We start from the raw sequence: 26,265 nt of genomic DNA, 5'->3' as shown, positions 1-26,265 counted from the left end.
CCTCCTACTCATCAAACAGACTGCTTGGTTCGCCCTCGCCAGTCATTTCTGCTTTTTGTTCCGTTGTTGCGGCAGTTGGTCCGTCTTCTTTGCTGTCTAATAAACTGCCGTCTTCTTCTAAAGTAAATTGGACATGGCTTTCGATCCATTTCCGTCTCGGTTCTACTTTGTCCCCCATTAAAGTTGTCACACGGCGCTCTGCTTGAGCAGCGTCATCAATCCGTACTCGGACAAGCGTCCGGTATTCTGGATCCATGGTCGTCTCCCATAATTGTTCTGCATTCATTTCGCCGAGCCCTTTATAACGCTGCAGCATGTAGCCTTTACCAACTTTTTTGATCACACTTTGTAATTCATCATCAGTCCAGACATATTCAACAACTTGTTTACGGCCAGCCCCTTTTGAGACTTTATATAATGGTGGCAACGCGATATAAATTTTTCCAGCTTCGATCAATGGTTTCATGTAGCGATAGAAAAATGTCAATAACAAAACTTGGATGTGGGCACCATCTGTATCCGCATCGGTCATGATGATGACTTTATCGTAATTGCAGTCTTCAATAGCAAATTCTGGTCCAACACCCGCACCAATCGTATAGATCATTGTATTGATCTCTTCATTTTTCAAAATATCTTGCATCTTAGCTTTTTCGGTGTTGATGACTTTTCCACGCAATGGCAAAATCGCTTGGAATTTTCGATCGCGCCCTTGTTTAGCTGAACCGCCGGCGGAATCCCCTTCGACTAAGAAAAGTTCATTTTTAGCTGCGTTGCGAGATTGTGCGGGAGTCAACTTGCCTGAAAGCAGTGATTCACCTTTTTTACGTTTCTTGCCGTTTCGGCTTTCTTCACGAGCTTTTCGCGCCGCTTCTCGCGCTTCTCGCGCTTTGATCGCCTTACGAATCAGCATCTGACTATTTTCGCTGTTTTCTTGCAAATAAAAGCCCATCTGTTCGCCGATCACACTGTCAACTGCTCCTCGGGCTGCCGGTGTGCCTAATTTCTCTTTCGTTTGCCCTTCAAATTGCAGTAGATTTTCTGGAATTCGAACAGATAAGACGGCAGAAAGACCTTCACGAAAATCTGATCCTTCTAAATTCTTATCTTTTTCTTTCAACAGTCCCAATTTACGTGCATATTCATTGAAAGCTTTCGTCATCGACGTCTTCATCCCGGATTCATGGGTTCCGCCGTCTTTGGTTCGAACATTGTTGACAAAAGATAATAGATTTTCTGAATAACCATCATTGTACTGATAAGAAAATTCAACTTCAATTCCTTCACGTTCGCCAGAAAAGTAAACAACTGGTGTCAAAGTATCCTTGTCTTCATTCAAGTATTCAACAAACTCTTTGATCCCTTCTTCAAAATGGAAGACTTCCTCCAATTTTTCTTCCCCGCGCAGATCAGTCAAGGTAATCTTGACGCCTCGCAATAAGAATGCTGATTCGCGTAACCGTTCTGATAGTGTTTCATAAGAAAAATTTAAAACCGTAAAAATTTCAGTATCAGGTAAAAAATGTACGGTCGTCCCATTCGGTTTGCGGGTCTTGCCGATTTTTTTCAACGTTCCTTGCGGCTTGCCGCCGTTTTTAAATTTTTCTTGATATTCTACGCCATCTCGAACAATCGTTACTGTTAGCCATTTGGATAACGCATTGACTACACTGGCACCAACGCCGTGTAATCCGCCGGAAGTTTTATAGCCACCTTGACCAAATTTTCCGCCGGCATGTAAGATTGTAAAGATTACTTCCACCGTTGGAATTCCTGAAGCATGCATTCCGACTGGCATACCGCGTCCTTTATCGCTTACTTCTACACTATTGTCATGATGAAGAGTGACTTCGATCTCATTCCCATAGCCTGATAATGCTTCATCGACTGCATTATCAACAATCTCATAAACCAAATGATGCAATCCGCGACTGTCTGTCGAGCCGATATACATCCCCGGGCGTTTTCTAACTGCTTCTAATCCTTCCAACACCTGGATCGAAGCGTCATTGTATTCGTTGTTTATCTTAGCCAATCCTACAGCTCCTTACTTCTTGCGTAATCATTTTCCTTAAAAAAATGAATTATTGTCTGTACCTTATACCATCTAGCTGCTCCACTAATATTTCAGGTTATAGCATTGATCCATTTAATCATCAGCCAAGCTAGTTTGGTATCTTTATCTAACGTACATCATTTGTATGATACGCTAAAAAAGTCCAAAAAAAAAGCCTCTCCTATTTCTGAAAAGGCATTTTAACCATTTTTTTTAAGAAAATCAACTCACAGATTACGCTCTTTTATTCAATTCAATCTTCACACAACGGTCCATAACAATGTCGTTGCGTCCTTGATCTTGCAAGATCTTGGCAGCTTCTTCGCTGCGCAATCCAAGCTGAGCCCAAAAAACTTTAGCGTCAGTTTTTAAAAATTCTTCGGCGATTCCTGGTAAAAATTCACTTCGTCTAAAGATATCCACGATATCGATTGGCTCAGGTACAGCGGCTAAATTTTCTACGACCGGAATCTCATTGATCGTTTGGCCAGCTAACTTAGGATTTACACCGTATAATTTATACCCATGAGCCTTTAATATTTCAGCGATTTGATAACTGGTTTTAGCAGGATTTGAACTAAGTCCTACTACCGCGATCACTTTGGCTTCAGCTAAATATTGAAAAATTTTTTCTTGACTAGGATTTTGAAAACTCATTTGATTTCCCCCGCTCACTTTATTTATTTACGATAATCAGTATATCATGGGATTAGAATTTGTTCACTCTTTTGAAATCTGCTAAAATGACCTTACTAACCGAAGAAATGAGGATTCATATGAAAATCGCTATACTTTTAGTCGTAGCTTATCTTTTAGGCTCTATTCCTTCAGGCATTTGGATTGGAAAAACTTTTTTTAAAAAAGACATCCGCGAGTTCGGCAGCGGAAATTCCGGCACGACCAATACGTTTCGTATTTTAGGAAAAAAAGCGGGACTGATTGTTTTTGCAATGGATTTATTAAAAGGAACTTTAGCAACTTGTTTGCCTATGATCTTTCATCTGGAGATCAATCCGTTATGGTTTGGTTTAGTTGCGGTCATCGGTCATACATTGCCGATTTTTGCCGGCTTTAAAGGTGGTAAAGCGGTCGCTACTAGCGCGGGGATGCTGTTAGGATTTGCGCCATTATTTTTTTGCTATTCAATAGTTTTCTTTTTAATCGTTTTATACATTACTAGTATGGTCAGCGCGGCGAGTATTACTTCAGCCATTTTTGTCACGCTTTCTTCAATTTTTCTACCTTATGTCTGGCCGACGATTTTACCCACATACAATTGGCTGCTGACACTAGTCTGTTTCGTTTTGACTTGTTATATCATGTATCGTCACAAAGAAAATATCATACGGATCAAAAACGGAACAGAAAATCGTGTTTCCTTTGGCTTGAATAAAAAGGAGAAATAATGGAAGAACAATTATTGGATTGGGCAATCGAGCTGCAAGCACTGGCTCAAGCAGGACTTGCTTATACGAAAGATCCCTTCGATCAAGAACGTTTTGAACGAATTCGGACTATTGCAACAGAGATACTGGCTGTGCAATCCCCGCTGCCTAGCTTGAAATTGAGAGAATTATTTGCGACGGAGTCCGGTTATCCCACACCAAAATTGGATACACGCGCGGCGATATTTAGTGAAAATAAAATCTTGCTGGTGCAAGAAAAAAATGGGCTTTGGTCATTGCCAGGCGGCTGGGTTGATTTCGATCAATCGATTAAAGAAAATACTGTTAAAGAAACGCTGGAAGAAACCGGCTTGCAAGTCAAACCAGCAAAAGTTATCGCTATTCAAGATCGCAATAAACACAATCTGCCGCGCTACGCTTACAGTGTTTGCAAAGTCTTTGTAGAATGCGAACTGCTTGGTGGCGATTTTGTCGAAAATATCTAAACGATCCAGATTGATTGGTTTACTAATGATAACTTGCCGTCTTTAGCTGAGGCCAAAAACACACCGGAACAAATCAAGCTCTGCTTTGACGCCCATCATCGCGCTGATTGGGTCGTCCCCTTCGATTAACAGCTTGATTGAATTCAAAAACGGCTGAGACAATGCGTCCCAGCCGTTTTTTTATAACGATTTGTTTAACGAATCGGTCTCATTTTCAAGACTGAGCGCTCAGATACTATTTAGCTTACGGTAATCGAGAATTCTGTTTTAAAGTTTTCTTTTGTGGCTAAACGATTCATCCCCGCTTTATCTTCAAGTCGACCCGTGCTGTCTACTGTATCCGCAAATCCCCACCACGGTTCAATGCAAACAAATGGCGCTTCAGCAGGATACGGCGACCATAGACCGACGTAAGGAATATTATTGTAGGCTACAGTCACACTGTGAGAGGATTCTTCGCTGCCTAATGTATATGCATTTAATCTGCGTGTCTCATAGATCAAGGCATCTTCTTTAAACAGCTCGCGGCTCAACTGGATGTTGGTATTGGTTTGACCAATCGTTTTTTGATCCAGATTTGTAAATGGACCTTCTAAAGGAATTTTCACCCGCGATTTCTGTGGTGAAAAAGCAATAAAATAATCCTCAAATTTCAAATCATCCGTCAATGGAATATTGAAAGCCGGATGTCCGCCTAAAGCAAAAATCATTTCTTCTGACCCAGTATTTTCAACATTAAAGCGAATCCGAAGACCATCGCCCCAGATTTCATAGCTGACTGTCAAAGCAAAATCAAATGGATAGACGGCCTTTGTTTCTTCATCGCTTTCAAGTAACAAAGTCACTTTATCTTTTGTTTGTTCAACAACTGTAAAGTCTTTATCACGAGCAAATCCGTGTTGGCCCATCGGATAGCTTTTCCCCTGATACGTATATTGATTGTCTTTTAAACGTCCCACAAACGGAAATAGCAATGGCGCATGCCGGCCCCAATATCTTGGATCTGCCTGCCAGATATATTCAATCTCATTGGCACGCAGACTGGCAAGTTCTGCGCCCTTTTCATTGATCGTCGCTACTAAAAAATCATTACTGATTGTCACTGACATAAGTATTCACTCCTTATTCCTACTACTTCCGATTCTCATAGTGCATTCTAACTAAAATTGAACTTTCTAATCGTTTCTGTTCGTTGTTAGCTTCGTTTAGTTTTCCGCCTTATTTATGACGAACTAATTCCTCTTTAAACAATGGATTCAAAACTTTCAAATACGTTCCTTTCATTCCAAGTGAACGTGATTCAATGATCCCGGCTGATTCTAATTTTCGCAAAGCATTCACGATCACCGAACGTGTGATACCGATTTTATCTGCAATATTTGAGGCAGTCAATCGACCTTCGTCACCTTCCAGCGCTTCAAAAATCGCTTTGACGGCTTTTAATTCGCTATATGAAAGCGTAGAAATCGCCATTTGAACAGCCGTTTGACTACGGATTTTTTCTCCGACATGTAAAAACTGTTGGTATAAAATCTCCATTCCGATAACCGTTGCGCCATATTCGGCTAAGACAAGATCATCGTCATTGAATATTCCTTCTGTTCGCGCTAACACAATCGTTCCTAAACGTTCGCCTGAACCAAAGATTGGAATAACCGTTGTCAGTCCATTAGGATAAAGTTCTGCTCTTTCGGTGGGAAAGGCGGTCAATTCATTTTCTACTGGAATATTTGCCTCGGTCCGGATGACTTCTTTCATCCCTGAGACATAACTGTCCGGAAACTGACGATCCACTAAAAACGAACGGACCCGATCAGTATTGATATTGATTTTTTCATTTAGTCCCAACAATTTTCCTTCAGCCCCGATAATATACGTCAGCGTCCCCAAGATGTCCCCTAAAATCCGTGCCATATTATTGTAAGGCAATTCTGCTTCAGGCTCAAAAGCATTTTTTTGTTGCATCAATTTATTTATCTGACGTGTTTTTTCTAATAATGTTTCCACTTTTTCTCCTCCCATACTTTAAAGAATAAAGCGACTCAGATCTTTATTTTGAGCGATTGATGCTAATTTTTCATCCACATAGGCTTCAGTGATCTTAATTTCGCCCATTTGCATATCCGGTGCTTCAAATAATAAATCTTCCAATAATTTTTCCAAAATCGTGTGCAAGCGTCGTGCCCCGATATTATCTGTCTCCCGGTTTACATCAAAGGCAATCTGAGCGATTCGTTCAATCGCTTCTTGGGTAAAAATAATTTTGACATTTTCAGTCCCTACTAACGCAACATATTGTTTGATCAAAGAATTATTTGGTTCAGTCAAAATTTTCACGAAGTCTTCTGCTGATAGATCGTTCAATTCAACTCGAATCGGGAAACGACCTTGTAATTCCGGAATCAAATCACTTGGTTTTGACAAGCTGAAAGCACCGCTTGCAATAAATAAAATATGATCCGTTTGAATCGCTCCATATTTAGTATTTACTTGCGAACCTTCCACGATTGGCAAGATATCTCTTTGGACACCTTCACGCGATACTTCGCCCGAATTTTGTTGTGATTTTGACGTGATTTTGTCGATTTCATCGATGAAAATGATCCCAGAACTTTCTGCTAATTTAATTGCTGCAGTAGAAATATCGCCTTCGTTGACTAACTGCGCTTGCTCTTCTTTTACTAAAAGCTCTTGAGCCTTTTTAACAGTCACTGTTCGTTTGCTCTTTTTCTCAGGGGTCAAAGCGCCCAATGTATCAGACAAATCGATTCCCATCTGTTCTAATCCATTATTCATCGGCATTGATTTTTTCGGTTCAGTTATTTCGATTGTTACTTCTCGTTGATCCAATAACCCTTTTTCTAGTTGTTCAAGAACCGTTTGGCGATTGACTTTGATCGCTTCTGTGAGCTCTTCTTTTGGTTCAGTTTGTGCTTGGTTGAACATATTCATCATTTGTTCGTAAGGATTACCGCTTTGTTTTTGCTCTTTTTTGATCCCTGGAACTAAAACTTTCACTAAGTGTTTATTTGCTCGCTTCAAAGCTTGCGCATAAACTTTTGAATATTCCTCTTTTTCAACGATTGTGATTGCATGTTCAACTAGATCGCGGACCATGGATTCCACATCGCGTCCGACATAACCGACTTCTGTGAATTTTGTCGCCTCAACTTTGACAAATGGAGCGTTGACGATTCGTGCCAAGCGGCGAGCGATCTCAGTTTTTCCGACACCAGTCGGTCCGATCATCAAAATATTTTTAGGTGTGACTTCTTGCTGCATTGTTTCTTCTAACTGCATCCGACGATAACGATTGCGCAACGCGATCGCAACAGAACGTTTTGCATCATTTTGTCCAATGATATATTGATCCAGTTCACTGACGATTTCTTTTGGGGTTTTATTAACTTCTGTCATTTTGATTCTCCTTACTTGTATTATGCTAGTTTTTTAGAAAAAATAGGCTGATTTCAGCCGCGTTTCAAACTACATTTCTTCTACAATAATATTATGATTAGTGAAAACACAAATATCCGCAGCAATATTCAGCGCGCTTTCAGCGATGTCTTTTGCACTCATCTCAGAATTATGTTTTTTCATTGCCCGTGCTGCTGCCAAGGCGTAGTTTCCACCTGAACCGATCGCTAAGATGCCATCATCAGGAGCAATAACTTCACCGTTACCAGAAACTAACAACATTTCTTGATCGTTCATAACGATCAGTAAAGCTTCTAAATTTTTCATCGCCTGTTGTGTGCGCCATTCTTGGGCCAATTCAACAGCCGCACGTTGCAGATTGCCGTTGTATTCGTTCAGTTTGCCTTCAAACTTTTCTTCTAACGTAAACGCATCAGCTACACTTCCGGCAAAACCTACAACAACTTTGCCATTATAGATTCGACGTACTTTACGCGCCGTTCCTTTCATGATTACTTGTTCTCCCATGGTAACTTGACCGTCGCCGGCCATGGCTAGTTTCCCATCTTTTTCGATTGCACAGATAGTAGTTGAATGAAATTGTGATTCAGACATCTTATTCTCTCCTTATTCCTGGTCACTTGCGCGCTTTGAATTTAAAACGAGCAGTGACTGTTTATTTATTTTTTTAAGCCCTTGGATGAAACGAGCGATAACTTTTTTGTAAACTTTCTTTTGTAACGTGGGTATAAATTTGGGTTGTTGATAAATTGGCATGTCCTAATAATTCTTGGACCGTCCGTAAGTCAGCACCATTATTTAGCAGATGCGTAGCAAACGTGTGCCGCAACATATGCGGATGGATGTCGCTGTTCAAGCTGCTCTTTTTTATGATCTGATTGAGGACGTATTCGATCCCGGTCGACGTGATCTGTTCGCCGCGATGATTGATAAACAAATAATCATGCTCTTTACCAAAGTGATCCATGATCTGTTTTCGCCCATCTTGTATAAAGGCTTGGATCGCATCGGCTGCGTAAGAACCCAGCGGTACATAGCGATCTTTGTTCCCTTTTCCGTGGATCAGCATGACACAGTTATCAAAATCAATCACTGATAAATCAAGATTAGCGCACTCACTGACCCGAAGACCAGAACCATACAGAACTTCCAGCAATGCACGATTACGCTGATCTAGCGGCTTCGTTCCTTCGACGCTTGCAAATAGTACCTCGATTTCTTTTTCATAGAAAAAACGCGGCAGACGGGCTTGTCTTTTCTTGAGATGAACATAAGAAAAAGGGTTCTCTGTGATCTTTTCATGCTTCAAGAGATATTGATAAAAAGATCGTAAGCTAGCAATCTTTCGACTGATCGTATTGCGACTATATTTCTGATCATTCAAAAAGGCTAAATACACCCGAACATCTAAATGACTCACCGGCAATAATGAAGCTTCCCCAGAATTTTTTAAAAAATCACAAAAATCATTCAAGTCTCGTTGATAGGCTTCTTTCGTTTTTTCTGAGTAGCCGCGTTCGGTCATTAAATAACTCACAAACTCTTGCATCACTGCTTCATTTTCCAAACTTTTTCTCACCTCGCAAACATATCACAAATGTAGCATAAGAGCTTTTTAATTACAATTGAATTGTCAGAATCTATTGATTTTTCACGAATATACTAACAATTATTTATAAATATTTCACAATTACTACCGAAAATAGACTTGAATTCGCTTTATTTATGCAAATAAAAAATCTTCGCCGCTAAAGCAGCAAAGATCTTTTTTAAATAGTCATTTCAGCTAGAGCATTCAGTGCACGCTCAGCCAATGTTTCGTAGCGTAATTTTTTGTCGCGAATCCGTTCTGGCAAACTAGGAAATAACCCAAAGTTCGCATTCATCGGTTGAAAATGTTTGCCCTCAGCATGCGTGATGTAATAAGCCATCGAACCAATCGCAGTTTCACGAGGAAATTCGATCAACGCTTCATCTTTAGCAAGTCTAGCAGCATTCAATCCGGCAACTAGCCCGCTGCCCGCACTTTCCACGTATCCTTCAACACCAGTCATTTGACCAGCAAAGAATAAGTCCTCGCGTTTTTTGCTTTGATAGGTTGGTTGCAAAAGCTCGGGTGAATTCATGAAACTATTGCGGTGCATCACACCATAACGTAAAAATTCTGCATTTTCCAAACCTGGGATCATTTGAAAGACGCGTTTTTGTTCGCCCCACTTCAAATGAGTTTGAAAACCAACGATATTATACATTGAAGCTGCGGCATTGTCTTGGCGCAATTGAATCACGGCATAAGGACGCTTGCCAGTCTTCGGATCTTCTAAGCCGACAGGTTTCATCGGACCAAACAGCATCGTCTTGACTCCGCGTTTTGCCATAACTTCAATTGGCATGCAGCCTTCAAAAAATTTCTCTTTTTCAAATTCTTTTTGTGGTGCGACTTCGGCTTCGATTAATGCATTATAAAACCGCATGAATTCTTCTTCTGTCATCGGACAGTTCAAGTAAGCCGCCTCGCCTTTATCATAGCGGGATTTCAAATAGACTTTGTCGTGATCAATCGTCGATTCATCAATGATTGGTGCCGCTGCGTCATAGAAATAAAAACCAGCAGAACCATTATGCGCAGCGATTTCTTTTGCCAATGCTTCAGAAGTCAAAGGTCCTGTTGCAATGATCGTGATCCCATCAGGAATTTTTGTGACTTCCTCAGAGATGACCGTCACCATCGGATGATTTTTGACCTTTTCAGTAACGAGTGCAGAAAAATTTGTCCGATCGACAGCAAGTGCACCGCCCGCCGGCACCGCGGTCTCATCTGCGGATGCGATCACAACTGAATTCAAGCGGCGCATTTCTTCTTTCAAGACACCTACTGCATTCGTCAACCCGTTGCCCCGCAACGAATTGCTACAAACAAGTTCTGCAAAATTTGCAGTATGATGCGCCGGAGTTGACTTCACCGGGCGCATTTCATATAGATTTACAGGAACACCGGCTTCTGCTAACTGCCACGCAGCTTCACTTCCGGCAAGACCTGCCCCGATAACATTGACTGTTTTTACCATTGATTCCCTCACTTATGGAAATTATTTTTGTACTGCTTCTTCATAATCGCCATTGACACAAACAACCTGTTTGCCGCCTTTGACTTTTTTCTCAACTAAATAGCCGTCACATTTTGGACATTTCCGACCAACTGGTTTATCCCAAGAGGTAAAGTCACAATCTGGGTAACGTGAACAGCCATAGAATAAACGATTCTTTTTCGATTTCCGTTCAACTACTTGACCTTCATGACAAACGGGACATTCCACGCCAATTTCTTTAACAATTGGTTTCGTATTGCGGCAATCAGGAAAGTTGCTGCATGCATAGAATTTTCCATAACGGCCTAATTTAATGACCATCGGATGTCCACAAACATCGCAATCAAAACCAGCTGGTTCGTCTTTGATCTGGATCTTTTCGATTCCTTCTTCGGCTTTTTCTAATTCTACCGCAAATGGTTTATAGAAACGATCGACCACTTTGGTCCATTCTTCTTTGCCGTCTTCGACTTTATCCAAATCATTTTCCATTTCCGCGGTAAAGTTGACATCAACAATCTGCGGGAAGAAGTCTACGATCAACGTATTAACGATTTCACCAAGTTCTGTCGGCTCAAAACGTCTTTGCGTTAGTTTTACATAATAACGACGCTGGATCGTATCTAAAGTAGGCGCATAAGTTGACGGACGTCCTACACCATTTTCTTCCAACGTTTTGATCAAAGTCGCTTCGCTGAAACGAGCTGGCGGCTGTGTGAAATGTTGTTTTGGTTCAATATCGACAGATTGGACAAGATCGCCTTTTTCAAGCTCTGGCAAAATATTTTCTTTGTCTTCTTTACCATCATCGCGTCCTTCGATGTAGACTTGCATAAATCCCTTAAATTTGATCTTCGAACCATTGGCGATAAAGATTACACCATTTTGTTCGAGTGTTACTTTCATCGTATCAAGAATCGCCGCTGTCATCTGACTAGCAACAAAGCGTGACCAAATCAACGTATAAAGTTTCAATTGATCTTTGTCTAAGTATTGTTTCATTTCATCAGGAGTTCGTTGAACGCTCGTTGGGCGAATCGCTTCATGGGCATCTTGTGAACCTTGCGGATTCTTCACCTTGCGTGCATGATGCTGCGAGAATTCTTTTCCATACGTTTTTTCGATAAATTCAGCTGCTTCAGTCTTTGCTGTATCAGAGATACGAGTCGAATCGGTCCGCATATACGTAATCAGGCCGACAGTCCCTTGTTTTCCGAGGGCGATCCCTTCATATAGCTGTTGGGCGACCATCATGGTCTTGCGTGTTCGGAAGTTCAGCTTGCGAGCAGATTCTTGTTGCAGATTACTCGTCGTAAATGGCAATGCTGGATTTCGTTTCCGTTCTTTTTTCTCCACTTTAGTCACTTCATAATCTTTGCTGTCGATCCTTGAAGTAATTTCTTTTACGGCTTCTGCATTAGGTAATTTTTTCTTCTTACCGTCAACACCCCAGAAATTAGCTTTGAATTTTTTTGTTTTTTTATTAAAGTTTCCATCGATACTCCAGTATTCTTCTGGCACAAAATCACGAATCGCTTGCTCGCGGTCAATGATTATTTTTAAGGCAATCGACTGCACACGTCCAGCGCTTAAGCCTTTTTTGATTTTTTTCCATAAGATCGGTGAAATAGAATAACCCACCAAACGATCCAGCGCGCGTCGTGCTTGTTGGGCGTCTACTAGCGATACATCGATTGAACGGGGCTCTTTGAAAGCAGCTTTTACCGCATCTTTCGTGATCTCATTAAAGACTACGCGGTTCTTGTCTTTTAGATCCAATCCTAATAAATAAGCAAGGTGCCACGCAATTGCTTCCCCTTCTCTATCCGGGTCACTTGCGAGATAAACTTTTTGGGCTTTTTTCGCCGCTTGTTTTAAACTTTTGATGACATCGCCTTTACCGCGAATGGAAATATAATGGGGTTCATAATTATTTTCTACATCGATCCCCATTTTACTTTTGGGTAAATCGCGGACATGTCCGACACTTGCGACCACTTTATAATTTCTTCCTAAATATTTTTCAATGGTCTTTGCTTTAGCGGGAGATTCCACGATAACTAAGTATTTATAGGCCAAATATTTTTGCCTCCTCAATTTTTTCTACTATTATATATCGATAACTACTGACAAATCGTAGCCTATAATACGCTATTCAATTTTTGTTTGTCAAGTCAGGTCTAGTGAATTTTATTCCATAAATCGTAGGAATCTAAAATATCTTGTGGTTTTTCTACACAAATCGCCCCGTCTTGAATCAACTGATGACAGCCGCTGGAACGTTCATTTAAGATCGATCCCGGGACAGCAAAAACATCTTTGCCATATTCTAAAGCTTGTTGTGCGGTAATCAAAGAACCGCTGCGTTTCTTGGCTTCTATTACTAAGACGCCGCTACTTAAACCCGCAATGATTCGGTTGCGCATCGGAAAATGGAATTTTGCCGGAGAGGTCCCATTTGGATATTCGCTCAAGACTAAATGCTGTCGGCTCATTTCAATTTGTAAATTACCGCTTGCTTTAGGATAACAAATATCTAACCCAGTTCCAACCACACCGATCGTTTTTCCTTGATTACTGATAGCAAATTGATGCGCAAAACTATCGATACCCTTAGCTAATCCGCTGACAATCACAAATCCACGTTTGACAAGTTCCGGCATCAATTTTTGTATCACGTGCTACCCGTACGCAGTTGCTTCTCGCGCGCCGACGATCGCTAACTGTTCTTGATTCAGCAAAGTCAGATCACCTTTATAAAATAGCACTAACGGCGGTGTTGGAACCTGTCGCAAGCTTTCAGGATACTCCTTGTCTTCGATTGTTAGATAGTGGTGACTCTTTTTTATTTCGTGCAATCGTTCCGCAGTCCATTCATTCCAATCATTAGGCTTAGTTGTCTGTGCCAATAATCGAATTTCTAAACTGTCAAACTGCCATCTTTGATGTTTTTTTGCAAATTGGTAGATCCGATGTTTGCCAAATGTGCCGACACCTTTTACCAAACTTAGACGTAAAAGAAATTCATTTTTCAAAAAAATCCCTCTTTTCAGCTCTTTATCAAAAGATACAGCGAAAAGAAGGATTTTATTTTTATTTATTTTTGATTGGAGCGAAAGTCTTGCGATGAATTGGCAAAATACCTTGCGTTTCGATTGCTTTTAAATGCTCTTTCGTCCCATATCCGGCATTTTTTTTAAAACCATAAGCCGGATATTTTTCACCATACTCAGCCATCCATTCATCCCGATAAACTTTCGCAACGATACTTGCCGCGGCAATCGATACCGATCGAGCGTCGCCTTTGATGATTTTTTCTTGCGGCAGTCCATTATCTAAAACCATTGCATCAATCAATAAACAATCCGGCGCAATCGCCAACTGATCGATGGCTCGCTGCATGGCAACTTTTGTCGCTTGATAAATGTTCAATTGGTCGATCTCTTCAGCAGTGGCTTCGCCAATTCCAATCGCGCGTGCATTTTCGCGGATCTGCGCTACCAGCTCTTCTCGTTTATGCGCAGAAAGCTGTTTAGAATCGTTCAAACCTAAGATTTTATGCGTATCATTTAAGATCACAGCCGCCGCCACTACAGGACCAGCTAACGGTCCCCGACCCACTTCATCAATTCCGCAGATTGCTTGAAATCCTTGTGCAGTCTTCTCATTTTCAAACGCAGACATTACCTGATATTTTTCTGCCAATGCGATTTGTTTGGTTTGTTGTTTTTGCCATTGCGCCACAGCTAACTGGACGCCTTTTCGCGGATCTTGTTGAAATTCGAGTAGCCGCGGATCTTCTGCTGAAACGATATTTTTTAATTCGGCTTTGACCTCAGTGATGGATATTTTTCCCATTATTCGCTCAGCTCCTCAAAGCGGTCCAACGTATAACGCCCTAGTTTTCCTTGGCGCAACTCAAGAATCAGCATTTCGCTTGCACGATCATAATCATCTCGAAAGCCGCGTTTTTCAGAAATCAACATTAATAATTCAGGCAATTCTTTGAATAAATCGGCCTCTGTTAATTTATAGCGCTCTTTCAACTGCTCCGGATAAAACCGGCAAAATATTTCTAATTCATACAAAGCCAGATCGTCTAAATGCAATAAATCATCTTTGATTGCTCCGGTCAACGCCAATTTTTTACCGATCGTGGGATCTTCAAATTTGGGCCATAAGATCCCCGGCGTATCTAATAATTCTAATTGCGAGCCAAAACGCAGCCATTGCTGACCTTTAGTGACCCCTGGGCGATTACCAGTACTGGCAACTTTTTTGCCGGCCAAATGATTCAACAAAGTAGATTTACCCACATTGGGAATTCCTAAAACCATCGCTCGAATCGCCCGCGGCTTTAATCCGCGCTCACTATCACGCGCAATTTTTTCTGCTAATACTTTTCTGCTAGCAGGTACGATCTGTTTGACACTTTTGTCGCTTTTAGCCGTTAAGGCAAGAACATGATGTCCTTGGTCCCGAAAATAATTGACCCACAGATTGGTTTGATTGGGATCGGCTAAATCAGCCTTGTTCAATAAAATCAAGCGGGGTTTTTGCTGTACAATCTGATCTAACATCGGGTTGCGCGAGGACAGCGGCAATCTGGCATCAATCAATTCAAAGACGATGTCGACAAACTTTAATTTCTCAGAAACTTCCCGCCTTGCTTTTGCCATATGGCCGGGAAACCATTGAATAGACATAGGTAAATTCCTCCTTAAAAGGTAATAAATTTTTATGGTCAGTTATAACTCATTTTAAATAATTCATTTTTTTGACTAAATCTCGTCGGTTATTTCCATCCGTTATTGTATCACAATCAGCATTTTTTTGTGATTTTCTGCTAAGTGTTTTTTTAGCATCTGCATTTTAAACCCGGTTTCTTAAATAGATTTCACTGGATTTCATAGAAATCGTTTTTCCGCGAACTAAAAAAGATGGAAGTCTCCATCTTTTTAGGAAATTATTTTGATATGCGTCAACGGGTAATAGACGACTTGAGCCTTACCCAAGATATCTTTACTTTGAACCGTGCCAAACGAGCGGCTGTCCTTTGAAATCCGCCGGTTGTCACCTAAAACAAAGTACTCATTGGGCGGCAGCTGATTTTTGCCGATTAGTTCGGTCAGTTGAAAGTCCGTGGTATAAGGTGAAATTTGATGGTCACTGCTTCGATTGTTGGTTAGAAAAGACTCTGCTACTTTCTTATCGTTGATGTAAAGCTGATCTTTATCGTAGCGAATCTGATCGCCTGGAAGTCCGATTACTCTTTTGATATAGATCATTCCATCCGGCTGTTGGAAAACAATTACATCAAAGCGTTTGATCTTGCTGAATTTCTCCATCAAAACCATATCGCCTTGCTGTAAGTTCTGATCCATCGAATTACCAGTCACAGGGACGGGAATCAATAGAAACCCGCGAATCACGACACCGATAAAGAGGGAAATCAACAGATATTTGATACCTAGCCATAAATGACCTTTGGTTAGTATTTTTTTCAATGACTTCCCTCCTCGCACTCAAAAATAATAAACGCGCATTATTCAGTCAGCGTTTCAATGGCTTTGGCATAGGCGACGTCATTTGTTTTGACCAATTTGAATAATTCTTCTTGTAAAATATCGATCGTTTTATTATCCAGTGCACCAGTCGCGGTTAAATTGTTTTCTGTTTGGATTTTAACTACTGCATCTTTGGTCGCATCATTGAATAGATCGCCCTCTGTCGAATAGCCTAATGCTTTCAATATCGTATTGACATTTTTAACTGCGGTACCTGAATCTCCAATCCGCCAATTAGACTGTTTTGAAATAGGCGGAAGTTTCGCATATTCAGGATAATCTGCTTCTATCGTCGGTGCGACTCCTTTGCCTTCCACCGATGAACCGTCTGGTGTGAACCAGCGCATGATCGTCAGCTGAACATAATTGTCTTCGCCGATTGGACTAAGACTTTGAACGCTGCCTTTACCGAAAGTATTCACACCAATAATTGGATAATTTTTACTTTTGACCGCAGCTGCTAATAATTCAGCCCCGTAAGAACTCTCTTGGTCGACTAAAAAGACTGTCGGCTCTTTGACTTTGAAACCTTGATCGATCTTTTTGCTGGCCTTATCCGTCGAGATAACCTTTTTATTATTTGAGAATTGCGCGATTGTGTCGCCATTTTCTAGGAAATAGCTGGCCACACGTTCTGCTTCAGCCACCAATCCCCCCGAATTTTGGCGCAAGTCGATTACAAAAGAACTGGCACCTTTTTCTCGTAAGTTTTCGACAATCGTCCGAAATTCCAACGCTGTCGTGTCACGGAAATTATCGATTTGGATGGACCCGATTGATTTATTTTGCGAATCAAGCTCACCTTTGACTGTATCTTCTGGAACGACATCTCGTTCAAGTGAGACTTCAAATTTTTCACTGCCGCGTTGAATCAATAACTTGACTTGTGTCCCTTTTTTCCCGCGGATCATGCTAGCTACTTGATCTAACGACTTATCTTGAGTCTTCTGACCGTCGACCTCTAAAATAATATCTTCAGCCTTCAACTTCGCATTTTCAGCAGGAGAATTTTTGACAGGCACGCGATCGATCACCGGCAAACGATTTTCAAGCTGCAAGCTGGCGCCGATTCCTTCAAAACTGCCAGCCACTTCAGCATTTAATTCTTTCGTTTCTTTTGCTGTTAAAAATTCTGATTCTGGATCTTCTAATGATTCCGTCATCCCTTTTAAAGCCCCTTGAATCAACTGCTCCTTGTCAACTTTATCGACATAGTTTGTACTGATCAGATCATACAGATCTTGGACATCATCTAAATCATTTCGTGTGATTTTAACAACTGAATCACTGTCCAGTGTTTGTTTCTGTTCAATAAAGTGAGTGACTACCGCGGTAATCACCACCGTAAAGACAATTGCTATTAAAAAAATCGATACTGGTAATGTTTTTTTCTGCAAGGCACATTTTCCTTTCACCCTTTTTTTCATGATAGCACGCTAGAAAAAAAAGGAAAAGCTTTCCACGACTTTTCCTTTATAATTATTTATTGTTTTCTAGATAGTTCTCCCAAACTTGGTCAAAAAGATCCATCGAATTTAAATAATCGACACTTAATTCTAAGTAATCCGTAATTTCATGGTAATCTTCTGAATACTTTGGAAACATAATATCTTTTGCGACAGCTCCTGCGAATGCTTCGACAGGGTCATAAAAATTATGCCCTCGCTGGGTCAAGATATACTGATAAAAACTTCTTCGCATTGGCTTCACCTCACTGATTACTAGTGATTCAATCAATTATTTGACTACTTTTCTTTTGGCAAATACAAACTGAATTGGATGTCATCCCCAACTAGATCGATATGGTTGGCTTTGATAAACATGCCATTATTTAATTTGAATTTATTCAATTTTAGGACAATCGTTTGATCTTTGGCGTCAATTGCTACCCATTTGGGAAATTTAAAGCTGCGTTTGACAGTCGCCATCACTTGGCTCACCGGTAAATTCAGTGTGCCGATCGACAAGTCGCGGGCTTTTAATTGAACATTGCCATTATCCATAACATACGGATCAAAGTAAAGATAAAAATCGACTTTTGCACCTAAAATTTTGAATTCACCTTTCAACATGGCTTGATTTTCTAAATAGAATTCATATTTAACGTCCGAACCCTTTTGCAAGTCATTTAAAAAATATTCCATCACTGTATTTAATTTCTTCTTATTGGTATTCATCGTTAAAACAGGTGAGCCTTTAGGAACAGTCGTTTCACTGCTTGGCGGCAGATTTGTTTCTCGCGCCGTGAAGATCCGAACGGTTGAAAATAAAATACCGCCTAAGATGATCCCAATCAAAATAAGAAAAGCAATTTTCCAGCCGTTGATTTTTTTCTTTGTTTCTTTCATTGATTTAATTGCTCTCCTTTGTCAGCCATAAATCTTTTGTCTCTGTTATCTTTTCCTGAATCGCATTGGCCATCAATTGATAACCTAAATTATTCGGGTGAAAATTGTCTTTGTCATATAAGACATTGTTTTTGACTTCAGAGCTTGAACTTTCGGTTTGTTGACTGTCTTTAGTAGAAATCCCTTTATACAATAAGTCATTGACCGGAACGAAAAAGCAATTTGATGCTGCAGCAGTTAAACTCTGCGTTTCTTCATTCCAATTATCAACCACGGTCTGCATCGCTTTGATATCTGGAAAATTCAAGTAATATGGATTATAAATACCTACGACATAGATCGGCGCCTTTGCGTTTAGCTCGCGAATCTCGGTCAAAATATCACTGACGTGCTCCCCATATTTTTCAATTGAACGGTCAAACTGTTTGGCTTTTTTAGCAGTCAGATTCTTTTGAAACGCTTGAAAAAGATCGTTTCCGCCAACGGTCATCGTAATAAAATCTGCACTCCTCAAACTATTTTTCAAATCAGAATCCTTTTTGATGCGTTTTAAAATTTGATCGCTGCGCTCGCCGGAAACACCATAGTTATCTTTTTCAACCGAAGCCAGTTCATACTTTTGCTGCAAAGCGTCTGCAACTAACGGGACATAACCGCCTCGTTCAGTCTCATCACCGACTCCTTCGGTCAACGAATCGCCTACCGCCACGAAATGAACGGATTCCTTTTGATTTTGATTATCATCACGAACGACCCGAATCCGCGACTCCGCCTTAGGAATTGTCAAAAAAAGAATCAGCAGCGTAACGATCGCGGCTGCTAATGGGATCATTACTATTGAAAATCGTTTCATTCGTCGTCTGCTCCTTTATAAAAAAAGTGCCTCTATCGCTAGAGGCAAGTTCAACTAATCTGTGTAATACATGATCGCAAAAGCCCCAGGCCCCGTGTGTGTAGCAACGATCGGATTGGTATGCAAAACAGGAATGTGCATATCAGGAAACAGCTCCTGCAATGCTTGTTTGGCCTCGTCGATAAAATCCAACTTGCCGGCATAAGAAATCCCGATTTGTTTTACATTGACTTTGGTTAATTCATCTTTGAATGCAGCAAACCATTTGCTAAAAGTTTTTTTACCGCGTCCTTTGGTGATTGGTACTAACTCGCCGTCGACAAGCTCCATTACGACCCGCATATTCAACACACTAGAAATTACTCCGGCTACACGGCTGATTCGTCCGCCTTTGGCAATATTTTCTAGTGAAGAAATCCCGATAAATAATTTGCTGTGGTTTCTCACTTGGTCAATTCCTGCTAAAACTTCAGCTAAGGATGCTCCTGCTTGGGCTAACTTCGCCGCTTCAATTACTTGAAAAGCTTGCGATTGATCAATAAACCCGCAATCGATGACAGTCACATCACTGCTGCTTAAAAAAGTTGCTTGGCGTGCCGCTTCAGCGGTTCCGCTCAATGTGTGCGACATATGGAGCGAGACGATCGAGCTGCCATCTTTTCCTAATTCATCATAAAGTTCGGCGAAATAACCGATTGGCGGTTGACTCGTCTTCGGCAGATTTTTGGCTTGTGCCATCATCTCCATGAAGCGCTCTCCCGTCAATTCATCATCGTCAGGATAAACCACATCATCGATCATCACTGATAATGGAATAACAGTAATATTTAATTCATCTCGTACAGACTTTTCAATCGTACAAGAAGAGTCGGTTACAATTTTAACATTTGGCATTCTGATCCTTCTTTCCATACCTAGTATCAAATTAGTTTTAGTATATCAAACCTGATGGAATAAATCATTGTTGAACTATTTCTTTATCAATCTTGAAAAATTATAACACTAAGCGTCAATTCTTGTATAAGTTTCGAAATAATAGCGATAAGGATTTTTTTCATCTTTTGCTCCTTGTTTTCGCTCCATCAATTGCCATTCATCCCAAGACAGCTCAGGAAAATAAGCATCTCCTTCAAAACTTTCTTCAATATGGGTCCGGTAGATTTTTTTACAATAAGGCAGAAATTCACGATAGATCGCAGAACCTCCGGCAATAAATGTCTTTTCATCCTTTTTTTGGTCATAGGCAAGCACTTCTTTTAATGAGTGCATGACTAAAACGTTCGCTGCTTGATAATTTTTGTCCCGAGTCAATACGATTGTCTGGCGCTCAGGCAATGGTCGGCCGCCCATTCCTTCAAAAGTCTTTCTTCCCATGACTAATGTATGGTTAATCGTCATCTCTTTAAAAAAAAGCAGATCATTAGGCAAATGCCAAGGCAGCCGATTCTGTTTGCCGATCAAGCCATTTTTATCCTGCGCCCAAATTGCGATAAGCATGAGGCTCCTCCTAATCTTCCACTTACAGACTTACTGAGTCATTAATATTATACCGCTCAATTCTTAATAAACTGCTTATATCTGCTTAATTTTCTTCTATGATTTCACTCAAATATTCCCAACGAAGCATTTTTTCTTCCAATGCTTGTTCTGTCTGATCGATTTCTTTCTGCAGATCTTGCAGTTTTGTAAAATCATTTCCTTGATGGTTCATCGCTTCCGTCAGCTCAGCAATTTTACTTTCCAATAAGGCGATGTCATCTTCGATCGTTTCCCATTCTTTTTGTTCTTTATAGGAGAATTTCTTCTTACGTTCTTTCGGCTGTGTTTTGGCTTTAACAGCTTTTTCTTCTTTTACCGGAGTTTGCTGTTCCAAGTAATCGATAATCGAACCAAAGTAAGAAACAATTTGACCGTTGCCTTCAAAAATCAATAATTTTTCGGCTGTCTTGTCTAAAAAATAGCGGTCATGGGAAACCGTGATCACAGCACCAGAAAATTCTTGCAAGTAATCTTCCAATACTGTCAACGTCGCAATATCCAAATCGTTGGTTGGTTCATCCAATAATAAGACATTCGGCTGTTGAATCAGTAATTTCAATAAATAGAGCCGTCTTTTTTCACCGCCGGATAATTTGCCGATCAGTGTTCCATGCATAAATCTAGGGAACAAGAATCGCTCTAGTATTTCTGCGACACTGATTTGTGAACCGTCTTGTTGTTTGACTTCTTCTGCCGCTTCTTGCAAATAAGCGATCATCCGTTTATTAGGATCCAGTGTTTCATTTTGTTGCGTATAATACGCCAAACGGACCGTTTCACCGACTTCAATAACACCGCTGTCTAACGGCAGCCGACCAGCCAATATATTCAGCAAGGTCGACTTGCCCGCACCGTTTTTCCCGGTGATTCCCAAACGTTCTTTCGTTTGGATCAGTAGATCAAAATGAGTTAAAATCGTTTTGCCTACTACTGTGTATGAGGCATTTTTCAATTCTAAAACTTTTTTTCCGAGACGCGTCGTGGCGATATTCACTTCGAGTTGATCATCGGATTTGACTTGATGAAGATTTTCCTTCAAGTCTTCAAAACGATTGATCCTAGCTTGCTGTTTCGTTGTACGCGCCTTCGCACCCGCACGCATCCAAGCCAATTCTTGCTTGTACAATTGTTTTCTTTTGCCTTCTTGTTCAACCGCTACCCGATCTCTTTCGGCTTTTTCAACGAGATAGACTTCATAATTGCCTTGATATTCATAAAGTTTTCCAAAAGAAAGTTCAAAAATACGATTCGTCACTCGATCTAAGAAATAACGATCATGAGTCACCATCAAAAGTGACCCCGTATAACTCTTCAAATAATTTTCCAGCCATTGGATCGCATCATAGTCCAAATGGTTGGTCGGTTCATCCAGCAACAATAAATCTGGAGCATCAATCAATACTTGAGCCAAAGCCACTCGTTTAATCTGACCACCAGAAAGTTCGCCGATTTTTTTATCTAATGTAGTGATCCCTAACTTGTTTAAAATTGCTTTTGCTTCGCTGTCAGCGGTCCAAGCATCTTGCTTGTTCATCGCTTCTTCAGCTAACGTAAAACTGCGCTGCGTTTTTTCGTTGTTCTCATTTGCTAATTGCAGCAAGGCTTTTTCATAATTGCGCACTGTCTGCATCAGCGGATTGTTCCCTTGAAAAACAGCATCTAAAACTAGTGTCTCGGCAGCAAAATTTTGTTCTTGGGACAAATAACCAATTCGATAATCACTGGCTTTTTCAATCGCTGAAACGTCGCCGTCGCCGCTGTCTTTTCCCGCCAAGATCGTCAGCAAACTAGATTTTCCTGTACCGTTGACCCCAATCAAACCGATTCGATCTTTTTCATGGATCAGAAAGGAAATCCGGTCAAATAATGTTTTATCTCCAAATGTTTTATATAACTCTGTTACTTTCAATTCTTTCATCTCGAACCATCCTCAAATTTCTCTTTGTTATTGTAACAAAAAAAAGCCGTAAAGGAAATTTTTCCTTTACGACTGATTCAAAATTACCAATCAAAACCGCTGAATTCATTGAAATGGTGTGGGTGCCCCCCTCGATAGGACCCGTGAAAACCATGAGGTCCATGTCCGTGTGGTGGCCTTGGACCATCGAAGTCTTTACCGCCGCCGTAAGAGTCATCGCCTTTTACTAATTGATTTTTTAATGATTCACTTAATTTTTCAACTAAACGCGACCATTCAGCTTTTTCCTCTTCACTGAAATCTGCGAATAGTTCTTCGTTAACATCTGGTGTTTCAGACATTTTTTCAATTTCTGCTTTACCTAAATCAGTCAAACGAATAATCATTACTCGGCGATCTTCTGCTGATGATTCGCGTGTGATCAATTTTTTACTCTCAAGTTTTTGCAACAATTCACCAACTGATTGTGGACGCATGCCTAATACAAAAGTCAGATCTTTTTGACTGATTTCAGGATTTATTTTTAATAATGCTAGAACTCTGCCTTGTCCACGATGCAAACCAAACCCTTGTTTTTTTGCCATTTGACGGTGATAGTAACGACGTAAATCTTGTTGTAGATTCATAAATTGCTCATTTAATTGATTTTCCATCTATGATCGCTCCTTAGTTTTAATGAATTTATTTTCATAAGGCACCTTACTAAAAACAGTATACAGGTACCTGATTAAAAACTCAAGCTGAATCTACTATTTATTACGGTACCTTAACAAATTCTTTAAGCGTATCTGAAAAAAGGGGCATGCCGGAAGTGCAGCTTAGAGAAATACGCAGGAATTGCTGAAAACTCCTGCGTACTTCTTTATGAAATCTCGTTTTATTTTGGAGGAAGCTACTTCTCATTATTTATTCAAAAAAAGGGTATGACAAGAATCTTGTCATACCTCTTAGTTACTATTTAAAATTGTTCACTGTAGACTTCATCAACATTTTTAGTTGGATCAATCACAATGTACAAACTTTTTGTTTTTTCTGAAACTTTCGTTGATTGATAGACATTATCTAAACCTTCAGTGTCTTTGTCTTTATATGGGAAATAAACAGAATCTGGATGGCCTGAACGATAAATGATTTCCATCCGTTCAATGTCTTCAAATTTACGCGCGCGTTCAAACATCCCCATTTCCAAACCGCCTAAGTTGATATCCGCAGTCTGAACATGATCGCCTTCTTGATAAATTTCAATCTTGAAGCCGGCGCATGGATGAATCTCTACAAATTCACTTCCATGAATTCTTCCAAAGCTGGTCGTAATTTGCTTAATCCACAAATCACCAATATATCGGCGATCAATCGTCCATGTTTCGCCATTTCTAAAATAAAATTTTAGCGCTGTCATTTCTCTTGCCATTTTGCATTCTCCTCACTACTAATCTAAAAGTAATTTTAGCACACCTTAAGTAAACGGTCACATGTTGTGCATTTATTTCAATTTTTTTAAAAATACATCCGTTTCGACGATGACTCTTTGATGGGTCCCTTCACCGATCATCTGCTCCTTATCAAAGGCTTTGATGGAAAACGAGCGTTTATTTCTAGTTGTTTCAAGTAATTCAGCTTCAACTGCTACGGTTGCTCCTACCGCTGTTGGTGCCAAATGCTTCACATTCATTGCAACGCCCACACTCGTTTGCTCAGCGGATAGATCATCCGCCAAAAGATCTTTTGCACAATTTTCCATCATCGCTACTAATGCGGGAGTCGCTAAAACGTTTAGATCTCCCGAACCCATTTCGACAGCGGTTTGATCTGTTTGTACTTGATATTGTTTCGTTAACTTTTTCATGGCATCTCCTTTTTCAAAAAATCTTCCGCAAAAATCAGCAGCGCTTGTTTATTATTTTCCAACTTGCCTGCAACTACTGCTTGTTCTAACTTGTTCAACGTCGTACTGATCCAAGGTCCGCGCGGATAATCAAAGTTCTCCATCACTTCATTGCCTTTTACTGCAAGATCTTTCAATGAATAAATCGGTAAAAATTGGTAGAGCAGCCGAACTTTTTCTAAGTTTGGTTTTTGTTCAAAATAATGCAAAAGATATTCAACCGAAAGCGCCAATTCTCGTCCTAGTTGATACAACGTCCAATTGTCCCATTCATTTTTCAAACGAAATTGCAATGCAGGAACCATTTGAATCACTTCTTTCATCAATTGATTCGAACATTTCCATTCTTTCATAAAATGACGAATCGCTGTACTATCCAAATCAAGCAACGTCATCAACAATGTCCAAGCTTGGCGTTCTGTCGGAATCGCCGGTCCGCGAAGTTGGGCAAAGTTCAATAATCCTTCACGATAATTGCGCAGACCCGGGCAATAGATGTAACACTCAGACTCTACAAAAGATTGCAGTCCAGCCTCTCGGAACGAACCCATCATCAATTTGACAAATTCCACGTTGATCCGTTCAACAGAAATTTTTGCCAACAATGAATGATATTCTTGAATAGCTTCGAAGGTATCCGGCTCTAACGTAAATCCTAGATGGCTGACAAATCGCAATGCGCGCATCATTCTTAACGCATCCTCATGGAAACGTTCATACGGATTACCTACAGCCCGTAAGATTTTGTTACGCAAATCGGCTAGACCATCAAAAAGATCAATCACTGTTCCGTCGATCCCAACGGCTAGCGCATTGATAGTAAAATCGCGCCGTTTTAAATCTTCCTTCAACGAACGAACAAATTCCACATGATCTGGCCGGCGATAATCTTGATACGTTGATTCTGTCCGAAAAGTCGTGACTTCATAAGTAGTCTCTTTTGTAATAACCATTACTGTTCCGTGATCAATCCCGACATCGATCGTGCGCGGAAATAATTCTTTCACTTCTGCAGGAAAAGCACTTGTTGCGATGTCCACATCATGGATTGGTTTATTCAATAAAATGTCACGAACGCTGCCGCCGACATAATAAGCTTCATAACCAGTATCTTGCAATTTTCGCAAGATCGGCATCGCGCCTTGAAATTCTAAAGGAAAAGCTTCTAATCTCATTGAATACCACCTTCTGTCAACCCATCTTTACGTTCAAAGCGAAAATGATCACGGCGATTGAATTTGTCCATATTTCGAGTAAAGACTTCTGTTAAATCAATTCCGAGCGAATTCGCCATAATTATCGTGACAAATAAGACATCCCCTAACTCTTCTTCCACTGTTTTAGGATTTTCTGACGTTTTCTTTGTTTTTTCGCCATAATGATGATTGACTTCACGAGCCAGCTCACCGACTTCTTCCGTTAAGCGGGCCATCTGTCCTAAGGGGGAAAAATAACCTATTTTAAATTGTTGGATATAATCATCAACTTCTTGCTGCATGATTTTCATTGTCTTTTCATTCATTTAACCACCTCAAATCTATCTTATCAAAAAACAGATTTGTTTCCTATCCTGTTGTTGTAACTATCTGAATTTCATGCTATGTTGGTTGAGGACGAAAGTCAAGAAAGCCGATTATTAAATGCATTATACTTCATTTTTTTAAATTAAATTGATGTATAA

The 26,265-nt window shown here is 40.3% G+C and carries 25 protein-coding genes and 2 pseudogenes; 2 read left to right on the top strand and 25 right to left on the bottom strand.

Going from position 1 to position 26,265, the window contains the following annotated elements; genetic code table 11:
* Positions 1-4 precede the first annotated feature (4 nt).
* Together parE and FFM63_RS05050 are read right to left on the bottom strand one after the other, a co-directional pair.
* On the bottom strand, positions 5-2,026 hold the full coding sequence (gene parE / locus FFM63_RS05055) for a DNA topoisomerase IV subunit B (protein ID WP_137609244.1): 2,022 nt from the start codon (positions 2,024-2,026) through the stop codon (positions 5-7).
* A gap of 264 nt (positions 2,027-2,290) precedes the next feature.
* Complete coding sequence (locus FFM63_RS05050) at positions 2,291-2,713, bottom strand: CoA-binding protein (RefSeq protein ID WP_137609230.1); 423 nt, start codon at positions 2,711-2,713, stop codon at positions 2,291-2,293.
* 119 nt (positions 2,714-2,832) lie between these two features.
* Here FFM63_RS05050 and plsY point away from each other — a divergent pair, with 119 nt between their 5' ends.
* Positions 2,833-3,462, top strand: coding sequence for a glycerol-3-phosphate 1-O-acyltransferase PlsY (plsY, locus tag FFM63_RS05045; protein WP_137609229.1), 630 nt, complete (start codon positions 2,833-2,835; stop codon positions 3,460-3,462).
* Positions 3,459-4,076, top strand: a pseudogene (locus FFM63_RS05040) (NUDIX hydrolase N-terminal domain-containing protein). Before plsY ends, FFM63_RS05040 begins: the two are co-directional and overlap by 4 nt.
* Positions 4,077-4,186: 110 nt before the next feature.
* On the opposite strand, the gene FFM63_RS05035 reads toward FFM63_RS05040, so the two are convergent.
* From FFM63_RS05035 to FFM63_RS04925, 23 genes and pseudogenes are all read right to left on the bottom strand, one after another.
* Positions 4,187-5,056 carry an aldose 1-epimerase family protein gene (locus tag FFM63_RS05035; protein ID WP_137609228.1) on the bottom strand — a complete coding sequence of 290 codons (870 nt, stop codon included), beginning with the start codon at positions 5,054-5,056 and terminating at the stop codon, positions 4,187-4,189.
* A gap of 109 nt (positions 5,057-5,165) precedes the next feature.
* The gene (gene codY / locus FFM63_RS05030) at positions 5,166-5,954 is read right to left on the bottom strand and encodes a GTP-sensing pleiotropic transcriptional regulator CodY (RefSeq protein WP_137609227.1); all 789 of its coding nucleotides are present in this window, start codon (positions 5,952-5,954) and stop codon (positions 5,166-5,168) included.
* An 18-nt stretch (positions 5,955-5,972) separates the two neighbouring features.
* Positions 5,973-7,364: an ATP-dependent protease ATPase subunit HslU gene (gene hslU / locus FFM63_RS05025; protein WP_137609226.1), complete on the bottom strand. Its 1,392-nt coding sequence runs from the start codon at positions 7,362-7,364 to the stop codon at positions 5,973-5,975.
* A 69-nt stretch (positions 7,365-7,433) separates the two neighbouring features.
* The gene (gene hslV, locus FFM63_RS05020) at positions 7,434-7,979 is read right to left on the bottom strand and encodes an ATP-dependent protease subunit HslV (RefSeq protein WP_137609225.1); all 546 of its coding nucleotides are present in this window, start codon (positions 7,977-7,979) and stop codon (positions 7,434-7,436) included.
* Positions 7,980-8,052: 73 nt separating this feature from the next.
* Positions 8,053-8,952, bottom strand: coding sequence for a tyrosine recombinase XerC (xerC, locus tag FFM63_RS05015; RefSeq protein WP_137609224.1), 900 nt, complete (start codon positions 8,950-8,952; stop codon positions 8,053-8,055).
* A 202-nt stretch (positions 8,953-9,154) separates the two neighbouring features.
* On the bottom strand, positions 9,155-10,453 hold the full coding sequence (gene trmFO / locus FFM63_RS05010) for an FADH(2)-oxidizing methylenetetrahydrofolate--tRNA-(uracil(54)-C(5))-methyltransferase TrmFO (protein WP_137609223.1): 1,299 nt from the start codon (positions 10,451-10,453) through the stop codon (positions 9,155-9,157).
* A 21-nt stretch (positions 10,454-10,474) separates the two neighbouring features.
* Positions 10,475-12,553, bottom strand: a complete 2,079-nt coding sequence (gene topA, locus FFM63_RS05005; RefSeq protein WP_137609222.1) for a type I DNA topoisomerase — start codon at positions 12,551-12,553, stop codon at positions 10,475-10,477.
* Positions 12,554-12,654: 101 nt separating this feature from the next.
* Positions 12,655-13,509: pseudogene (gene dprA / locus FFM63_RS05000) on the bottom strand (DNA-processing protein DprA).
* Between the two features lie 58 nt (positions 13,510-13,567).
* A complete protein-coding gene (gene rnhB / locus FFM63_RS04995; RefSeq protein WP_137609221.1) occupies positions 13,568-14,332 on the bottom strand; it encodes a ribonuclease HII in 765 nt (254 codons plus the stop codon).
* The gene (ylqF, locus tag FFM63_RS04990) at positions 14,332-15,180 is read right to left on the bottom strand and encodes a ribosome biogenesis GTPase YlqF (RefSeq protein ID WP_137609220.1); all 849 of its coding nucleotides are present in this window, start codon (positions 15,178-15,180) and stop codon (positions 14,332-14,334) included. The genes rnhB and ylqF overlap by 1 nt, the downstream gene beginning before the upstream one ends.
* Positions 15,181-15,432: 252 nt before the next feature.
* Positions 15,433-15,981, bottom strand: a complete 549-nt coding sequence (gene lepB / locus FFM63_RS04985) for a signal peptidase I (RefSeq protein ID WP_137609219.1) — start codon at positions 15,979-15,981, stop codon at positions 15,433-15,435.
* Between the two features lie 38 nt (positions 15,982-16,019).
* A complete protein-coding gene (locus FFM63_RS04980; protein WP_137609218.1) occupies positions 16,020-17,438 on the bottom strand; it encodes a S41 family peptidase in 1,419 nt (472 codons plus the stop codon).
* A gap of 82 nt (positions 17,439-17,520) precedes the next feature.
* Positions 17,521-17,742, bottom strand: a complete 222-nt coding sequence (locus FFM63_RS04975; protein ID WP_137609217.1) for a YozE family protein — start codon at positions 17,740-17,742, stop codon at positions 17,521-17,523.
* Positions 17,743-17,786: 44 nt separating this feature from the next.
* The gene (locus FFM63_RS04970; protein WP_137609216.1) at positions 17,787-18,389 is read right to left on the bottom strand and encodes a YpmS family protein; all 603 of its coding nucleotides are present in this window, start codon (positions 18,387-18,389) and stop codon (positions 17,787-17,789) included.
* Between the two features lie 4 nt (positions 18,390-18,393).
* Positions 18,394-19,242 (bottom strand): SGNH/GDSL hydrolase family protein, encoded by an 849-nt coding sequence (locus FFM63_RS04965; protein ID WP_137609215.1) that lies wholly within the window; start codon positions 19,240-19,242, stop codon positions 18,394-18,396.
* 54 nt (positions 19,243-19,296) lie between these two features.
* Positions 19,297-20,136, bottom strand: coding sequence for a DegV family protein (locus FFM63_RS04960; protein ID WP_137609214.1), 840 nt, complete (start codon positions 20,134-20,136; stop codon positions 19,297-19,299).
* A 108-nt stretch (positions 20,137-20,244) separates the two neighbouring features.
* The gene (locus FFM63_RS04955) at positions 20,245-20,739 is read right to left on the bottom strand and encodes a dihydrofolate reductase (RefSeq protein WP_137609213.1); all 495 of its coding nucleotides are present in this window, start codon (positions 20,737-20,739) and stop codon (positions 20,245-20,247) included.
* 85 nt (positions 20,740-20,824) lie between these two features.
* Entirely contained in the window at positions 20,825-22,699 is a 1,875-nt protein-coding gene (locus tag FFM63_RS04950) for an ABC-F family ATP-binding cassette domain-containing protein (protein WP_137609212.1), read from the bottom strand.
* An 83-nt stretch (positions 22,700-22,782) separates the two neighbouring features.
* Positions 22,783-23,352, bottom strand: coding sequence for a MarR family winged helix-turn-helix transcriptional regulator (locus FFM63_RS04945; RefSeq protein WP_137609211.1), 570 nt, complete (start codon positions 23,350-23,352; stop codon positions 22,783-22,785).
* 305 nt (positions 23,353-23,657) lie between these two features.
* Complete coding sequence (locus tag FFM63_RS04940; RefSeq protein ID WP_137609210.1) at positions 23,658-24,110, bottom strand: hypothetical protein; 453 nt, start codon at positions 24,108-24,110, stop codon at positions 23,658-23,660.
* A gap of 72 nt (positions 24,111-24,182) precedes the next feature.
* Entirely contained in the window at positions 24,183-24,545 is a 363-nt protein-coding gene (locus FFM63_RS04935) for a thioesterase family protein (RefSeq protein ID WP_137609209.1), read from the bottom strand.
* Positions 24,542-25,759 (bottom strand): CCA tRNA nucleotidyltransferase, encoded by a 1,218-nt coding sequence (locus FFM63_RS04930; RefSeq protein ID WP_137609208.1) that lies wholly within the window; start codon positions 25,757-25,759, stop codon positions 24,542-24,544. Before FFM63_RS04930 ends, FFM63_RS04935 begins: the two co-directional genes overlap by 4 nt.
* Positions 25,756-26,106, bottom strand: a complete 351-nt coding sequence (locus FFM63_RS04925; protein ID WP_137609207.1) for a nucleotide pyrophosphohydrolase — start codon at positions 26,104-26,106, stop codon at positions 25,756-25,758. The genes FFM63_RS04930 and FFM63_RS04925 overlap by 4 nt, the downstream gene beginning before the upstream one ends.
* Positions 26,107-26,265: the final 159 nt, after the last annotated feature.

This window comes from Enterococcus pingfangensis, assembly GCF_005405205.1.
GTDB classification, from domain to species: Bacteria; Bacillota; Bacilli; order Lactobacillales; family Enterococcaceae; genus Enterococcus_A; species Enterococcus_A pingfangensis.
The sequence above is the reverse complement of the archived record's forward strand: the minus strand, read 5'-3'. Positions and strand labels throughout refer to the sequence as shown.

What these genes read in the sequence shown, in the direction of transcription:
- FFM63_RS05050 (WP_137609230.1), bottom strand. Translation starts at nt 2,713, where the DNA reads ATGAGTTTTCAAAATCCTAGTCAAGAAAAAATTTTTCAATATTTAGCT.
- plsY (WP_137609229.1), top strand. Translation starts at nt 2,833, where the DNA reads ATGAAAATCGCTATACTTTTAGTCGTAGCTTATCTTTTAGGCTCTATT.
- FFM63_RS05035 (WP_137609228.1), bottom strand. Translation starts at nt 5,056, where the DNA reads ATGTCAGTGACAATCAGTAATGATTTTTTAGTAGCGACGATCAATGAA.
- hslU (WP_137609226.1), bottom strand. Translation starts at nt 7,364, where the DNA reads ATGACAGAAGTTAATAAAACCCCAAAAGAAATCGTCAGTGAACTGGAT.
- hslV (WP_137609225.1), bottom strand. Translation starts at nt 7,979, where the DNA reads ATGTCTGAATCACAATTTCATTCAACTACTATCTGTGCAATCGAAAAA.
- trmFO (WP_137609223.1), bottom strand. Translation starts at nt 10,453, where the DNA reads ATGGTAAAAACAGTCAATGTTATCGGGGCAGGTCTTGCCGGAAGTGAA.
- rnhB (WP_137609221.1), bottom strand. Translation starts at nt 14,332, where the DNA reads ATGGGAAAAATATCCATCACTGAGGTCAAAGCCGAATTAAAAAATATC.
- ylqF (WP_137609220.1), bottom strand. Translation starts at nt 15,180, where the DNA reads ATGTCTATTCAATGGTTTCCCGGCCATATGGCAAAAGCAAGGCGGGAA.
- FFM63_RS04975 (WP_137609217.1), bottom strand. Translation starts at nt 17,742, where the DNA reads ATGCGAAGAAGTTTTTATCAGTATATCTTGACCCAGCGAGGGCATAAT.
- FFM63_RS04970 (WP_137609216.1), bottom strand. Translation starts at nt 18,389, where the DNA reads ATGAAAGAAACAAAGAAAAAAATCAACGGCTGGAAAATTGCTTTTCTT.
- FFM63_RS04965 (WP_137609215.1), bottom strand. Translation starts at nt 19,242, where the DNA reads ATGAAACGATTTTCAATAGTAATGATCCCATTAGCAGCCGCGATCGTT.
- FFM63_RS04960 (WP_137609214.1), bottom strand. Translation starts at nt 20,136, where the DNA reads ATGCCAAATGTTAAAATTGTAACCGACTCTTCTTGTACGATTGAAAAG.
- FFM63_RS04955 (WP_137609213.1), bottom strand. Translation starts at nt 20,739, where the DNA reads ATGCTTATCGCAATTTGGGCGCAGGATAAAAATGGCTTGATCGGCAAA.
- FFM63_RS04950 (WP_137609212.1), bottom strand. Translation starts at nt 22,699, where the DNA reads ATGAAAGAATTGAAAGTAACAGAGTTATATAAAACATTTGGAGATAAA.
- FFM63_RS04945 (WP_137609211.1), bottom strand. Translation starts at nt 23,352, where the DNA reads ATGGAAAATCAATTAAATGAGCAATTTATGAATCTACAACAAGATTTA.
- FFM63_RS04940 (WP_137609210.1), bottom strand. Translation starts at nt 24,110, where the DNA reads ATGGCAAGAGAAATGACAGCGCTAAAATTTTATTTTAGAAATGGCGAA.
- FFM63_RS04935 (WP_137609209.1), bottom strand. Translation starts at nt 24,545, where the DNA reads ATGAAAAAGTTAACGAAACAATATCAAGTACAAACAGATCAAACCGCT.
- FFM63_RS04930 (WP_137609208.1), bottom strand. Translation starts at nt 25,759, where the DNA reads ATGAGATTAGAAGCTTTTCCTTTAGAATTTCAAGGCGCGATGCCGATC.
- FFM63_RS04925 (WP_137609207.1), bottom strand. Translation starts at nt 26,106, where the DNA reads ATGAATGAAAAGACAATGAAAATCATGCAGCAAGAAGTTGATGATTAT.